Source organism: Stenotrophomonas sp. HMSC10F06 (assembly GCF_001807865.1).
GTDB lineage: Bacteria > Pseudomonadota > Gammaproteobacteria > Xanthomonadales > Xanthomonadaceae > Stenotrophomonas > Stenotrophomonas bentonitica_A.
The window spans coordinates 37,873-50,566 of record NZ_KV791267.1; the positions used below are offsets into that span (position 1 = coordinate 37,873).

Consider the following 12,694-nt stretch of genomic DNA (forward strand, 5'->3'; position numbering starts at 1 on the left):
GCCATCACGCCAGGGCCTGGGCCAGGTAGTCGATGAAACTGCGCACCTTCGGGGCCAGGTGGCTGCGGCTGGTGTATACCGCATGGATGCCGATGCCCGGCACCTGCCACTCGGGCAGCACGCGCTCCAGCCGCCCATCGGCCAGCGCCTCGGCGACCAGGAAATCCGGCTGCACGATGATGCCCATGCCGGCGATCGCGGCCTCGCGCAGCACATCGCCGTTGTTGGCACGCACACCGCCGTGCACGGGCACCGAGACCTCCCCGCGCGGACCGTGCAACTGCCATGCATCGCCGCCGGCCCAGTAGCTGTAGTGCAGGCACTCGTGCGCGGAGAGATCTTCGGGCTGCTGCGGACGGCCATGCGCATCCAGATACGACGGCGCTGCGCACAGGCTGATCTGCGCGTCGCCCAGCTTGCGCGCGATCAGGGCCGGGCTGGGCTGGCGGGTGATGCGGATGGCCACGTCGTAGCCTTCTTCGACCATGTCCACCAGACGGTCGGACAACGACAGGTCCAGTTCCACCTGCGGGTAGCGTGCGCGATACCCGGCCAGCAGCGGGCCCAGGCGGGCGATCCCGTAGCTGACCGGTGCGTTGATCCGCAGCCGCCCCGAGGGCTCCAGCGCCTGCGCGCTGATGCCGGCTTCCAGCGCATCGAACTCGGCCAGCAGCCGCACGCACTCGGCGTAGTAGGCCGCGCCCGTGCTCGTGGGGCTCACGCGGCGGGTCGTACGGTTGAGCAGCCGGGTCGAGAGGCGCTTTTCCAGCGCCGCGATCTGCCGGGTCACCCCGGCGGTGGACAGGTCCAGGGCCTGCGCGGCGGCACTGAAGCCATTGCGCTCGACCACGGCGACAAACACACGCATGGCGTCCAGAGTGTCCATTGTTTCTTTTTCCGAAATAAACAGCGTCGATGCATCGTATTTATTGGCTGATCTGTCCGCAATACGCTGATCTGCAGATCGACCCGTTGGGTCCTGCCATTGGAGTCCGTGATGCCCCGCTTGCCGTCCCTTTATATCTCCCATGGCTCGCCGATGACCGCACTCCATCCCGGTCTGGTGGGCGAGCGCCTGGCCGCGCTGGCGGCGCGCCTGCCGCGCCCGCGCGCGATCGTGATGGCCTCGGCGCACTGGCTGACGCACCAGCCGGCGGTCGGCGGCCACGCCCAGCCGCCCACCCTTCACGATTTCGGCGGTTTCCCGCAGGCACTGTTCGACCTGCAGTATCCGGCCCCGGGCGAGCCCGCGCTGGCGCAGGAGGTCGCGCAGCGGCTGGGCGCTGCCGGTCTGCCGACCGCGATCGATCCACAGCGCGGTCTCGATCACGGTGCATGGGTGCCGCTGCGGTTCCTGTATCCGCAGGCGGACATCCCGGTCGTGCCGCTGGCGATCCAGCCACTGCTCGGGCCGGCCCACCAGTTCGCGCTGGGGCGCGCGCTGGCGCCGCTGCGTGAGCAGGGCGTGCTGTTGATCGGCTCGGGCAGCATCACCCACAACCTGCACGATTGGCGCAGCTACGCGGACGGCAAGGAGGCCCCTTATGTGCGGCCCTTCATCGAATGGGTCGAGCAGCGCCTGGCCGCCGATGACAGCGCCGCGTTGATCGATTACCGCCGCCAGGCCCCGCACGCGGTGCAGGCGCACCCCAGCGACGAGCACCTGCAGCCGCTGCACTTTGCGATGGGCGCCGCCGGTGGCGAAGCGCTCGGTGCGCAGCGCATCGATGCCGGGATCGATGCCGGCTTCCTGGCGATGGACATCTATCGCTTCGATGGCGCCGACGCGCAGCAGCGCGCCGCATGAGGGGCCTGCTGTCCGCCGACTGAGCCTGCCACGCCCCGCGCATTCGCGTGGCGGCGCACGTGTGGTACGTTTTTTCCTGTTTCCGGCGCCGGCTGTCCGCAGCCTCCCCCGCGCTGCTTACTGGAAAATGCATGCATACCATTGAAGTCGTTCTGGCGATGCTGGTGGCGGTGGTCGCCAGCGGCTACCTGGTCCGCGTATTGCCGTTGTCGCTGCCGTTGCCGCTGGTGCAGATCGGGCTGGGCGCGGTCATTGCCGGAGTGTTCAACCGCGGCCACGCGCTCGAGCCGGAGATGTTCTTCCTGCTGTTCCTGCCGCCGCTGCTGTTCCTGGATGGCTGGCGCATCCCCAAGCAGGGCCTGTTCCGCGACAAGGGCGTAATCCTGGAACTGGCCTTCGGGCTGGTCGTGTTCACCGTGATCGGCGCCGGCTTCCTGATCCACTGGATGATCCCGGTGATGCCACTGGCGGTGGCCTTCGCGCTGGCGGCGATCATCTCCCCGACCGACCCGGTGGCGGTCAGCTCGATCGCCTCGCGCGCGCCGATTCCCAAGCGGCTGATGCACATCCTGGAAGGCGAGTCGCTGCTCAACGATGCGTCCGGCCTGGTCTGTTTCCGCTTCGCAGTGGCGGCGGTGATGACCGGGACCTTCTCGCTGGCGAATGCCTCGCTGACCTTCCTGTGGGTGGCGGTGGCCGGACTGGCGATCGGCGTGGCGGTGACGCTGGGCGTGTCCACCTTCCAGCGCTGGCTGTGGCGGCGCTTCGGCGAGGAGCCGGGTGCGGCGCTGCTGGTCAACCTGCTGATCCCGTTCGCGGCCTACCTGCTGGCTGAAGAACTCAATGCGTCGGGCATTCTCTCGGCGGTCGCCGCCGGTGTCACGATGAGCTACGTGGAGCTCACCGGCCGCGTCTCGGGCAGCATGCGCGTGCAGCGCACGGCGGTCTGGAACATGCTGCAGTTCAGCTTCAACGGGATCATGTTCGTGCTGCTGGGCGAGCAGTTGCCGGGCATCGTGGAACGCGCGATCAAGACCGTCAGCGAGAGCGGGCACCACAGTGCGTGGTGGCTGCTGGTCTATGTGGTGGTGATCAACCTGGCGCTGGTGCTGCTGCGCCTGGCCTGGGTGTGGCTGTCGCTGCGCTGGAGCCTGCTGCGTGCGCGCCATCGGGGCGAGGCCCGGCAGGGCACCTCCTGGCGGATCGTGGTGGCGACCTCGGTGGCGGGCGTGCGCGGTGCGATCACCCTGGCCGGCGTGCTGACCCTGCCGTTGTTCCTGCCCGACGGCAGTGCCTTCCCGGCACGCGACCTGGTGATTTTCCTGGCCGCGGCGGTGATCCTGATCTCGCTGGTCGGTGCCAGCATCGCGCTGCCGCGCCTGCTCAAAGGCCTGGAACTGCCGGCCGATTCGGGCGAGCGCAAGGAAGAGGACCTGGCCCGCAAGCTGGCCGCCAAGGCGGCGCTGGCCGGCGTGGAGCGCACGCGCCAGCAGCTGGTGCAGAACCAGACCACCGAGAACGTGCAGCTCTACAACGACGCCGCCTCGCGGGTCAGCCTGCTGTACCAGCGCAACCTGGAGAAGGAAGCCGGGCCGGATGCGGATCCGGAGAAGGTCAAGCGCATGGAGCAGGGCTATCGCCAGCTGCGCACCGCGGGGCTGACCGCCGAGCGTGAAGAGCTGTTCCGCCTGACCCGGCGGGGCAAGATCTCCGATGAGATCTCGCGCAGGCTGATCCGCAATCTGGATCTGCTGGAGACGCGGCAACGCGATTGAGGCCGCACCGTGCCACGGGTAGAGCCACCCCATGGGTGGCTGCGCTTCGTCCCTGACGCGAGGGTTCCAATGGGTCCGCGCAGCCACCCGTGGGGTGGCTCTACCCCGCCACACGTGGATCAGACGTCTCCGGCAGACGTCGGATCAGGCGTCCGGCTTCTGATCCAGGAAGTAGGCCACCACGGTGCCCTTGACCTTGATCGTCATCGGGTTGCCGCGGCGGTCGCGGGCCTTGCCGGCCTGCACGCGGATCCAGCCTTCGCTGACCGAATATTCTTCAACGTTGTCGCGCTCGACGTCGTTGAAGCGGATGCCCACGCCGCGCTCCAGCGCAGCGGCATCGTGGAAGGGGCTGGCCGGGTTGATCGCCAGGTGATCGGGAGGGGTATCGCTCATGGTCACAGGATGCTGACGACCACCAAGGCCGTCTTCTGCCGCACAGGATAAACCGCGGCGGGCCCCGCGCCGAATTTCGCTTCCTGCCAACGCCCTTGCACGGCAGAATGCGCCCCTGTCTCCAGGATTACCGGCCATGCCCGACAACAGCGATTATTTCGACTTCGAAGAAGAAGAGCGCGATTTCGACGAGGACGATTTCGAGGCGCGGATCTGGAATCTGTTCGTGCTGATCAACCCGGGCGATGAAGAACTGGCGCTGCAGCAGTTCAACCGCTGGCGCGAAGCGCTGCTGGAAAGCGGCGAGGGCATCGATGAGGACGCCGACTGGCTGCCGCCCATGATGGCCGCGATTGCCTGGCAGTCCGGGTTCGAGGTGGAGCGGGGCGATGCCGATGCGCTGATGTCGGCGGTGAACGAGCTGTCCGCGCGCTGGAACCTGCAGATCGACTGGGGCGGCGACCTGGACGATGAGGACTTCGCGGCGGAGGTGGATGCGCCGATGTTGATGACCACCGCCCACGACCGCCTGCGCGAGCACAACTACGCGCTGTGGAGCGTGGATACCGGCAATGACACGCTGGCCGGCTGGATGGCGCTCAACCGCGATGACGATGCGATGCTGGCGCTGTGCTCGCTGCTGGGCGTGGAAGTACGGCCGGGCAGCGATCCGTTCTGAGGGCGCGATTGCGGGCTGCGTATGCTGACCCACGGTCGGCAGCTACGCCTGATACTGGCTTCTTGCGTTGGCGATCACGGCTTTGACCCGTTCGCGGTCCGTATGTCGTGAGATGGCCTGTGCGCCCAGGGCGATCGCCTGCAGGCGCAGCGGGGCGGGCACGTCGTAGTGCGCGCCGCTGCGGCGGTTCTGGAACGCCCGCCGTGGAATCCCGAGCTGCGCCGCCATGGCGTGCAGCTCGGGCAGGGTGTCGGCCATCAGATGCGCCCAGCGCTCGCCGCGCCAGGGATGTACCGCATCGTCGATATAGACCGTCACCGGATCGCCGTGGCTCAGGCCTGCGGCTTGTCGTCGCTGGCGGCCGGGGCGGCGTCGGCGGCGGCATCGGTGCCGGCCTCGTCTGCCACCTTGGCGTCGTCGCCGGCGTCGGCAGCGGTTTCGGCGTCTTCGCCTTCCTCGCCTTCCTCGCCTTCCACACCTTCAAACTCGGAGACCAGCTGGGCCAGGTACTCGTCGGCGGTCTTGCCTTCGTCGGCGGCCAGGTCGTCGATCAGCTGCTGCAGCTGGGTCGAGTACTCCAGGTTGACCTTGCGACCTTCCTTTTCCTGGACGTTGGACAGGTGCTTGAGCATGGCCAGCATCGGCACCGGGTTGTCGGCGTTGCCCATGGTCTGGCCGCCGATGGCCAGCAGCCACTCGGTGCCCTGCAGGCCGATCGCGGCGACGACCTGGCCTTCTTCGTTGGTCAGCACGGCATGGTTCTGCACCGGCTGCTGGGCGTTGAGGCGGTTGATCGGGCGCTTGGGCTGCTGCTTCTTGCGCTTGTCGCGCTTGGCCTTGGACTGCTTGGACATGGGTGCGGTCTATCTACAAAAGGAAAGACCCATTGTAGTGCCGGCCGCTGGCCGGCTCCACGGATTCCTTACAGGCGTTCGTCAGCACCGGCCGCTGGCCGGCTCCACGGATTCCCTGAATTCCCTCTGCTGCCGCCTTCGTCGCGTCCCTTACGGCGCGACAGCCGGCGCGAGCGTTGCCTGGATATCGGCGTCGGCAGCGGTGGGCGACAGCGCCACTTCCTGCCCGGCGCCGGCCAACGCCGCCGCTTCGGCCGCCTTGGTCATCACCACGATACTGATCCGGCGGTTGATGGGGTTGTCCGGCTGCGTGCGGTCGAACAGCACCGAGGAGGACAGCCCGACCACCCGGGTTACCTTGTCCTCGGTCATGCCGCCATCAAGCAGCGCCCGCCGGGCGGCATTGGCGCGGTCGGCGCTGAGCTCCCAGTTGCTGTAGCCGTGGGCCGCGTTGTAGGCGGTGATATCGGTATGGCCGGTGATGCTGATCCGGTTCGGCACGTGGTTGATGAACTGCGACAGCTCGCGAAGGATCGCGCGCGTGTAGGGCTTGAGCGAGGCGCTGCCCATGTCGAACATCGGCCGGTTCTGCTTGTCCACGATCTGGATGCGCAGGCCTTCCGGGGTGAGGTCGAGCAGCAGCTGATCCTTGAACGGTTCCAGCGCCTGGCTCTTGCTGATCGCTTCTTCCAACTCCTGCTTGAGCGCTTCGAGCTGGCGTTTCTCGCGCTCGCGCTCGTCCTGCTGCGGCACGGGCCGGGAGGCCTGCTGGTTCTGGAAGGGATCGTTGCTGTTGCCGCGCGAGATGTCGGTGGCGCCGCCCAGCTTGATCATCGAGGTGCTGGCGCCGCCCGGTCCGGCCATGCCCGGGGCCGGGGTGGAGCTGCTGCCGGCCAGCGGGCTGGGGTTGCGGAAGTATTCGGAGATCGCCGCGCGCTCGGGCTTGCTGGTGGCGGCCATCAGCCACAGCACCAGGAAGAAGGCCATCATCGCGGTCACGAAGTCGGCGTAGGCCACTTTCCAGGCACCGCCATGGTGCGCGGCATGACCGGCCTTCTTGACCCGGCGGACGATGACGGTGGGTTTGGTCTCGGCCATGGCGCTGCCTTACTTGACCGTCTTGAGGTGCTGTTCGAACTCGCTGAAGCCCGGGCGCACGTTGGACGGCAGGGTCTTGCGGGCGAATTCCAGGGCGATCTTCGGGTTGTAGCCGCGCAGGCAGGCCAGCAGGGCGGTCTTCACCGATTCGTAGATGCGTGCGTCCTGTTCGGCGCGCGCTTCCACGGCCGAGGCCAGCGGGCCGACGAAGCCATAGGCCAGCAGGATGCCCAGGAAGGTGCCGACCAGCGCGCCGGCGACGTGCGCGCCGACTTCCGTGATTTCCCCGCCGATCGAGCCCATGGTGATCACGATGCCCAGCACCGCGGCGACGATGCCGAAGCCGGGCAGGCCGTCGGCGACCTTGTTGAGCACCGCGGCCGGCTGCATCGCCTCGCCATGGTGCTTCTCCAGTTCCAGCTCCAGCAGCGGCTCCAGCTCGTGCGGCTCGATGTTGCTGCCGATCATCAGGCGCAGGCAGTCGGTGATGAAATCGACCAGGTGGTGGTCGGCCTGCACCTTGGGGTAGTTGGCGAAGATGCTGCTTTCGGCCGGGCGCTCGACGTGGTCCTCCAGCGCCATGAATCCTTCGCGGCGGGCCTTGTTGAGCAGCTCATAGAGCAGGCTGAGGACGTCGATGTAGTCCTGCTGCTTGTAGCGTGGCCCCTTGAACACGCCCACGGTGGCCGCCAGGGTCTGCTTCACGGTTTTGACCGGCGTGCCGACCAGGAACGCACCCAGCGCCGCACCGCCGATGATCACCAGTTCGTAGGGCTGCCACAGCGCGCCGAGTTTGCCGTGCGCCCCAACGTAACCGCCGAGCACGCTGAGGATGACGACGAGAAGTCCAACGATGATGAGCATGGGGCCGACGCGGGAAGGGGATACCTCCATGTCGGCCCCTTCACACCCTTTCTGAAGGGGGGCGTTCGCTCGACGTCACACTTTCCCGGATTCAGCCTGCCGGGCCAGCCTCGGCACCACCGCGTTGCAGCGGGTCCGGATAGGCCTGCCCATTGGGGGTGAACGACAACGAGACCGAGTTCAGGCAGTGGCGTTCATGGGTCGGCGGCGGGCCATCGGGGAAGACATGGCCGAGATGGCTGTCACACCGCGCACAGACGATTTCGGTGCGGACCATGCCATGGCTGGCATCGCGGATCTCGCGGACATGGGCCGGATCGAAGGGGGCAAAGAAGCTCGGCCAGCCGGTGCCGGAGTCGAATTTGGTGCTGGAGCGGAACAGCGGAAGGCCGCACAACCGGCAGCCGTAGACCCCGTCCTGCTTGTTGTCCAGGAACACCCCGCAGAACGGCGCCTCGGTGCCGTGGTGCAGGAGGACACGCTGCTCATCGGCGCTGAGGCCGGCCACCAGGGCTTGGCGCTGGGCGTCGGTAGGTGGGGACAGGTCAAAAGCCGTCATAAAGGTTCCCTATTGGTATGGCAGTTAGATTGGGCTTTTGCCTCTCAAGGTACAAGCCGGCGTTCATGGTGCTGATACCCGTGCAGGTGCATGGTGAAGACCTGAACCGCCGCCGGGAGATCACCATGTACCGCCCACGCCGCCTTGCCGCTGCCCTGCTGGCGTTGCTCCCATTGGGCGCGGCCGCGCAGATCGGGCCGCCACCCAGCCCCACCGCGACCCGCCCGGTCGTGGCCCCGCCGCCGACCCCCGCGCCCCTGCCGATCCCCGCGCAGCCGGCCCCGGCCGACAGCCTGTCCGGGCAGATGGCGCCGGTGAAATCGTCCTCGCAGACCCAACAGCAGCTGCGCACGCACCCGATCCAGAGCAAAGGCCCGTCGCAGCCGGCGCCGATGCGGGGGCCGGCCGTGCAGAGCAAGGTCTACGACCGAAACGGCCGGATCATTCCGGGGGTCAAGCAGGTGGGCCCCAACCGCGTGCTCGATACCCGCACGGGGCGTTACTACGACGCGGTGCCCAGTGGCGATGGCCAGCAGATAAAACCGTGAGGGCTGCGGCGCTGGGACGCGGAGCATGAATGGTTTACATCGGGCTGCCCGCAGTCATCGCCGTCAACGCACCACCTCACTGTTTTTTCGCCTGTGATTAACCGGATCGGCGGGACCCTGTACCCGCGCCGCAACCCAGCGCATCCCCCGAGGTTTTTCGAGAAGAGTGCAATCATGGCTAACCAGCAGAACCGCAGTCCCGGCAAATCGCCGCAGGAGCAGCAGGGCAGTCAGCAGCAGAACCAGAAGCCCGGCCAGCAGAACCAGCAGCAGTGGGACCAGCAGAATCAGAAGGGCGGCAAGCAGCAGGACCAGAAGCACCAGGACCAGAAGCAGCAGCGCTGATGCGCTTGACGCAATGAACGAAGGCGGTGCGCACACGCGCGCCGCCTTTCTGCGTTATCGGGCCGACATCAATCCGGGATCGGCAGGGTCAGGGTTTCCTTGACCTCTTCCATCACGATGTAGCTCTTGGATTCACGCACGTGCGGCAAGGTCAGCAACGTGCTGCCGAGCAGCTTGCGGTAAGAGGCCATCTCACTGATGCGTGCCTTGAGCAGATAGTCGAAATCGCCCGACACCAGGTGGCACTCCAGCACGTTGGGCAGCTTCAGCGCCGCGCGCCGGAACTCCTCGAAGATATCGCCGGATTTGTAGGCCAGGCTGATCTCCACGAACACCAGCAGGCTGGCCTTGAGGTAATGCGGATCCAGCTTGGCGTAATAGCCGGTGATCGCGCCGTCGCGCTCCAGCCGCCGCACGCGCTCGGTGCAGGGCGTGGTTGACAGCCCGACCCGCTCGCCCAGTTCGGTGAAGGAAATGCGACCCTCGGCCTGCAGGATGCGCAGGATCTTGCGGTCGATCTTGTCCAGTTCACGGGCACGCGTGGCCATCGGCGTCAGCCTCTCGAGGATGTTGGCGGGACAATATCCTGCCTGATGCAGGAAAAACAGGCGAATTGATTGGTTGCGGCTGACTATACTTCCTCAATTATGGTCCCGGCGTGCTCCTGCGCAGGGAATGATCGGGTTGGAGAGGTGTCATGCGCGTTCTAGTCCTTGGCAGCGGTGTGATCGGCACGACCAGTGCCTGGTACCTGCGGCAGGCCGGGTTTGAAGTCACGGTCGTCGACCGCCAGCCTGGTCCGGCGCTGGAAACCAGTTTTGCCAACGCAGGGCAGCTGTCGTTCGGCTATACCTCGCCGTGGGCCGCCCCCGGCGTGCCGCTCAAAGCGGTCAAATGGCTGTTCTCCGAGCATGCGCCGCTGGCGATCCGCCCGGGCCTGGACTGGCACCAGTACCGCTGGCTGGCGCAGATGCTGCGCAACTGCACGCACGAGCGCTACGCGATCAACAAGGCGCGCATGGTGCGCATGTCCGAGTACAGCCGCGACTGCCTCAACGAGCTGCGCCGCGAGACCGGCATCGAGTTCGAGGGCCGCGACCTGGGCACCACCCAGTTGTTCCGCACCCAGCAGCAGCTGGATGCCTCCGCGCAGGACATCGAAGTGCTGGCCCAGTACGGCGTGCCGTACCAGGTGCTCGACCGCGCGGGCATCATCGCCCATGAGCCGGCGCTGGCCGGCGTGGCCGACAAGCTGGTCGGCGCGTTGCGCCTGCCGCGCGACCAGACCGGTGATTGCCAGCTGTTCACCCGTCGCCTGGCGCAGATGTGCGTCGATGCCGGGGTGGAGTTCCGCTTCGACCAGGACATCGCCGGCCTGCACAGCGAGGGCGACCGCATCACCGGTGTACGCATCGATGGCAAGCTGGAAACCGCCGATCACTACGTGGTCGCGCTGGGCAGTTACTCGCCGTCGCTGGTCGCACCGCTGGGCATGCAGCTGCCGGTGTACCCGCTCAAGGGCTACTCGCTGACGCTGCCCATCACCGATCCGGCAATGGCGCCGACCTCGACCATCCTGGATGAAAGCTACAAGGTGGCCGTGACCCGCTTTGACGACCGCATCCGCGTGGGTGGCATGGCCGAAGTGGGCGGGTTCGACCTGTCGCTCTCGCCGCGCCGCCGCGCCACGCTGGAGAAGGTGGTGCGCGATCTGTACCCGGAGGGCGGCGACCTGTCGCGCGCCGAGTTCTGGACCGGCCTGCGCCCGGCCACGCCGGATGGCACCCCGGTGGTCGGCGCTACGCCGTACCGCAACCTGTTCCTCAATACCGGCCACGGCACCCTGGGCTGGACCATGGCCTGCGGCTCCGGCCGCTACCTGGCCGACCTGATGGATGCCCGCCAGCCGCAGATCAGCACCGAAGGCCTGGATATCTTCCGTTACACCCACCATGCCGCCTCTGTCCGTTACCGTGAGCCGAGTTCATGCGCCCAGCCCGTGCGTTGATTGATCTGGACGCGCTGCGCAGCAATTACCGGCTGGCGCGCGAACTGGGGGGCGGCAAGGCCGTTGCGGTGATCAAGGCCGATGCCTACGGGCACGGCGCGGTGCGCTGCGCCCGCGCGCTGCAGGCCGAGGCCGATGCCTTTGGCGTGGCCTGCATCGAGGAAGCGCTGGAGCTGCGCGCGGCCGGCATCACCGGCCCGATCCTGCTGCTGGAAGGCTTTTTCGACGCCAGTGAGCTGCCGCTGATCGTGCAGCACGACCTGTGGTTCGCGGTCGGCGCGCCGTGGCAGGTCGAGGCGGTGGCCGCGTTCCAGACCACCGCCACGCTCAACGTGTGGTTGAAGCTGGACAGCGGCATGCATCGCCTGGGCCTGTGGCCGGACGAGTTCCGCGCCGCGCACGCCACGTTGAGCGCGTTGGCGCATGTCGGGCCGATGGTGCTGATGACCCACATGGCGCGGGCCGACGAACTGGACAGCCCGCGCACCCGCGAACAGGCCGACGTCTTCGCGGCCACCATCGACGGCTTGGCCGGGCAGACCAGCCTGTGCAACTCGCCAGCGCTGCTGGGGTGGCCGGACGTACGCAGCGACTGGGTGCGCCCGGGCCTGATGCTGTACGGGATCAACCCGATGCCGGCGCATACCGCGCTGACCGGGCGCCTGCGGCCGGTGATGAGCATGCGTTCGAAGATCTTCGCCGTCCGTGACATCGCGGTGGGCGAGCCGGTCGGTTACGGCGCGCGCTTCGTCGCGCAGCGCCCGACCCGGGTTGGCGTGGTCGCGCTCGGTTACGCCGACGGTTACCCGCAGTTCGCGCCGAACGGCACCCCGGTGCGGATCGACGATCAGCCGGGCATCGTGATCGGCCGGGTCTCGATGGACATGCTCACCGTGGACCTGACCCACCTGCCGCAGGCCGGCATCGGCAGCACGGTGACGCTGTGGGGCGATGCCCCCCGCATCGAGGCGCTGGCACCGCTGTGCGGGGTCAGTGCTTACCAGCTGCCGTGTGGGGTGAAGCGGGTCGTGCGCGAGTACGTCGACGGCTGAACCGCCACCGGCGATACCGCGTGCATGAAAAAAGGCGGCGCTGATGCGCCGCCTTTCTCATGTGGGCCCAAGGGCTCAGGTGCTGGCCGTGGCCTCGTTGCGCAGGTCGCGCCGGATCCAGTCATCCAGCAGGCGCTTCTCATAGCGCAGCGGGTCGGTGTCGCTCTGTCGCCCGATGTTGTGCAGGTAGCCGGTGTCCTGCAGCTTGCGTTCCCCTTCGCTGATCACCTGGCCCTGCGCATCCTTCAGGGTGTAGGTCAGGGTCACGCGCGGGGGGTAGATATCGCGCATCACCCGGATGTCGTTGGCGCGAGGGCCATGCCAAGGCTCGTAATCGCCGGCGCGCTTGATATCGGTAAAGGTGACCTGCAGCGTCTGGCCGGGCTGCAGCGCCTTGCTGGCCGTGGTCTGCACATACTTGGCCAGTTGCTGCACCCAGTCGCCGCGTTCGGCCTCGAAGCGGTTGTTGCTCAGCCGGATCTCGGTGAACTGTGCCGGGTCGGTCCAGGTCACCTGGACAGGGCCTTCGGTCTTGAGCGCGCGCGGGGCCTGCGGGTCGGTCACGGTACGCGGGGCGGCCGCGGCGCTGCCGATGAGCAGCAGCCCGGCCAGGGCCCCGGCGATCAGGGAGGTGCGGTTCATGACAATGCCTGGGTCGCGATCACAAGTGGGATCAGGTACCAGTGTGATCCCGATCCGGGTGGCGGAC

Annotated in this window: 16 protein-coding genes; 7 read left to right on the top strand and 9 right to left on the bottom strand. The window is 67.4% G+C overall.

All coding sequences use genetic code 11. From position 1 onward, the window contains the following. Positions 1–4: 4 nt before the first annotated feature. Positions 5–886, bottom strand: a complete 882-nt coding sequence (locus tag HMPREF3113_RS07410) for a LysR family transcriptional regulator (protein ID WP_070471632.1) — start codon at positions 884–886, stop codon at positions 5–7. A gap of 111 nt (positions 887–997) precedes the next feature. Between HMPREF3113_RS07410 and HMPREF3113_RS07415 the strand changes: the two genes are divergently transcribed. Next, positions 998–1,807, top strand: a complete 810-nt coding sequence (locus HMPREF3113_RS07415) for a dioxygenase family protein (RefSeq protein ID WP_070471633.1) — start codon at positions 998–1,000, stop codon at positions 1,805–1,807. 131 nt (positions 1,808–1,938) lie between these two features. After that, positions 1,939–3,582, top strand: a complete 1,644-nt coding sequence (locus tag HMPREF3113_RS07420) for a Na+/H+ antiporter (protein ID WP_070426533.1) — start codon at positions 1,939–1,941, stop codon at positions 3,580–3,582. Between the two features lie 144 nt (positions 3,583–3,726). Here HMPREF3113_RS07420 and HMPREF3113_RS07425 read toward each other — a convergent pair whose 3' ends face one another. Next, complete coding sequence (locus HMPREF3113_RS07425; protein ID WP_019185745.1) at positions 3,727–3,978, bottom strand: DUF3297 family protein; 252 nt, start codon at positions 3,976–3,978, stop codon at positions 3,727–3,729. Between the two features lie 136 nt (positions 3,979–4,114). Here HMPREF3113_RS07425 and HMPREF3113_RS07430 point away from each other — a divergent pair, with 136 nt between their 5' ends. Beyond that, positions 4,115–4,657 (top strand): DUF6630 family protein, encoded by a 543-nt coding sequence (locus tag HMPREF3113_RS07430; protein ID WP_019185746.1) that lies wholly within the window; start codon positions 4,115–4,117, stop codon positions 4,655–4,657. 42 nt (positions 4,658–4,699) lie between these two features. Here the strand turns inward: HMPREF3113_RS07430 and HMPREF3113_RS07435 are convergent, their stop codons facing one another. The 5 genes from HMPREF3113_RS07435 to msrB form a co-directional block, all read right to left on the bottom strand. Beyond that, on the bottom strand, positions 4,700–4,975 hold the full coding sequence (locus HMPREF3113_RS07435) for a DUF4031 domain-containing protein (protein ID WP_019185747.1): 276 nt from the start codon (positions 4,973–4,975) through the stop codon (positions 4,700–4,702). A gap of 14 nt (positions 4,976–4,989) precedes the next feature. Continuing rightward, positions 4,990–5,511 carry a hypothetical protein gene (locus HMPREF3113_RS07440; RefSeq protein WP_070471634.1) on the bottom strand — a complete coding sequence of 174 codons (522 nt, stop codon included), beginning with the start codon at positions 5,509–5,511 and terminating at the stop codon, positions 4,990–4,992. A 150-nt stretch (positions 5,512–5,661) separates the two neighbouring features. Next, entirely contained in the window at positions 5,662–6,609 is a 948-nt protein-coding gene (motB, locus tag HMPREF3113_RS07445; RefSeq protein ID WP_070471635.1) for a flagellar motor protein MotB, read from the bottom strand. A gap of 9 nt (positions 6,610–6,618) precedes the next feature. Further along, positions 6,619–7,473: a flagellar motor stator protein MotA gene (gene motA / locus HMPREF3113_RS07450; RefSeq protein WP_019185750.1), complete on the bottom strand. Its 855-nt coding sequence runs from the start codon at positions 7,471–7,473 to the stop codon at positions 6,619–6,621. Between the two features lie 91 nt (positions 7,474–7,564). Next, a complete protein-coding gene (msrB, locus tag HMPREF3113_RS07455) occupies positions 7,565–8,032 on the bottom strand; it encodes a peptide-methionine (R)-S-oxide reductase MsrB (RefSeq protein ID WP_019185751.1) in 468 nt (155 codons plus the stop codon). A 125-nt stretch (positions 8,033–8,157) separates the two neighbouring features. On the opposite strand from msrB, the gene HMPREF3113_RS07460 reads away from it, so the two are divergent. Both HMPREF3113_RS07460 and HMPREF3113_RS07465 read left to right on the top strand, forming a co-directional pair. Next, a complete protein-coding gene (locus HMPREF3113_RS07460) occupies positions 8,158–8,580 on the top strand; it encodes a hypothetical protein (RefSeq protein ID WP_026070182.1) in 423 nt (140 codons plus the stop codon). A 174-nt stretch (positions 8,581–8,754) separates the two neighbouring features. After that, on the top strand, positions 8,755–8,925 hold the full coding sequence (locus HMPREF3113_RS07465) for a hypothetical protein (RefSeq protein ID WP_019185753.1): 171 nt from the start codon (positions 8,755–8,757) through the stop codon (positions 8,923–8,925). 68 nt (positions 8,926–8,993) lie between these two features. Here HMPREF3113_RS07465 and HMPREF3113_RS07470 read toward each other — a convergent pair whose 3' ends face one another. Beyond that, on the bottom strand, positions 8,994–9,473 hold the full coding sequence (locus HMPREF3113_RS07470; protein ID WP_046272909.1) for an Lrp/AsnC ligand binding domain-containing protein: 480 nt from the start codon (positions 9,471–9,473) through the stop codon (positions 8,994–8,996). A gap of 149 nt (positions 9,474–9,622) precedes the next feature. Here HMPREF3113_RS07470 and HMPREF3113_RS07475 point away from each other — a divergent pair, with 149 nt between their 5' ends. Together HMPREF3113_RS07475 and alr are read left to right on the top strand one after the other, a co-directional pair. Further along, entirely contained in the window at positions 9,623–10,933 is a 1,311-nt protein-coding gene (locus HMPREF3113_RS07475) for a D-amino acid dehydrogenase (protein ID WP_070471636.1), read from the top strand. After that, complete coding sequence (gene alr, locus HMPREF3113_RS07480) at positions 10,912–11,985, top strand: alanine racemase (protein ID WP_070471637.1); 1,074 nt, start codon at positions 10,912–10,914, stop codon at positions 11,983–11,985. The genes HMPREF3113_RS07475 and alr overlap by 22 nt, the downstream gene beginning before the upstream one ends. Positions 11,986–12,060: 75 nt before the next feature. Here the strand turns inward: alr and HMPREF3113_RS07485 are convergent, their stop codons facing one another. Further along, positions 12,061–12,627, bottom strand: coding sequence for a DUF3016 domain-containing protein (locus tag HMPREF3113_RS07485; protein ID WP_070471638.1), 567 nt, complete (start codon positions 12,625–12,627; stop codon positions 12,061–12,063). Positions 12,628–12,694 lie beyond the last annotated feature (67 nt).

Excerpts from the sequence above, each read along its gene's own strand:
- HMPREF3113_RS07410 (WP_070471632.1), bottom strand. The coding sequence starts at position 886 with ATGGACACTCTGGACGCCATGCGTGTGTTTGTCGCCGTGGTCGAGCGC.
- HMPREF3113_RS07415 (WP_070471633.1), top strand. The coding sequence starts at position 998 with ATGCCCCGCTTGCCGTCCCTTTATATCTCCCATGGCTCGCCGATGACC.
- HMPREF3113_RS07420 (WP_070426533.1), top strand. The coding sequence starts at position 1,939 with ATGCATACCATTGAAGTCGTTCTGGCGATGCTGGTGGCGGTGGTCGCC.
- HMPREF3113_RS07425 (WP_019185745.1), bottom strand. The coding sequence starts at position 3,978 with ATGAGCGATACCCCTCCCGATCACCTGGCGATCAACCCGGCCAGCCCC.
- HMPREF3113_RS07430 (WP_019185746.1), top strand. The coding sequence starts at position 4,115 with ATGCCCGACAACAGCGATTATTTCGACTTCGAAGAAGAAGAGCGCGAT.
- HMPREF3113_RS07440 (WP_070471634.1), bottom strand. The coding sequence starts at position 5,511 with ATGTCCAAGCAGTCCAAGGCCAAGCGCGACAAGCGCAAGAAGCAGCAG.
- motB (WP_070471635.1), bottom strand. The coding sequence starts at position 6,609 with ATGGCCGAGACCAAACCCACCGTCATCGTCCGCCGGGTCAAGAAGGCC.
- motA (WP_019185750.1), bottom strand. The coding sequence starts at position 7,473 with ATGCTCATCATCGTTGGACTTCTCGTCGTCATCCTCAGCGTGCTCGGC.
- msrB (WP_019185751.1), bottom strand. The coding sequence starts at position 8,032 with ATGACGGCTTTTGACCTGTCCCCACCTACCGACGCCCAGCGCCAAGCC.
- HMPREF3113_RS07460 (WP_026070182.1), top strand. The coding sequence starts at position 8,158 with ATGTACCGCCCACGCCGCCTTGCCGCTGCCCTGCTGGCGTTGCTCCCA.
- HMPREF3113_RS07465 (WP_019185753.1), top strand. The coding sequence starts at position 8,755 with ATGGCTAACCAGCAGAACCGCAGTCCCGGCAAATCGCCGCAGGAGCAG.
- HMPREF3113_RS07470 (WP_046272909.1), bottom strand. The coding sequence starts at position 9,473 with ATGGCCACGCGTGCCCGTGAACTGGACAAGATCGACCGCAAGATCCTG.
- HMPREF3113_RS07475 (WP_070471636.1), top strand. The coding sequence starts at position 9,623 with ATGCGCGTTCTAGTCCTTGGCAGCGGTGTGATCGGCACGACCAGTGCC.
- alr (WP_070471637.1), top strand. The coding sequence starts at position 10,912 with ATGCGCCCAGCCCGTGCGTTGATTGATCTGGACGCGCTGCGCAGCAAT.
- HMPREF3113_RS07485 (WP_070471638.1), bottom strand. The coding sequence starts at position 12,627 with ATGAACCGCACCTCCCTGATCGCCGGGGCCCTGGCCGGGCTGCTGCTC.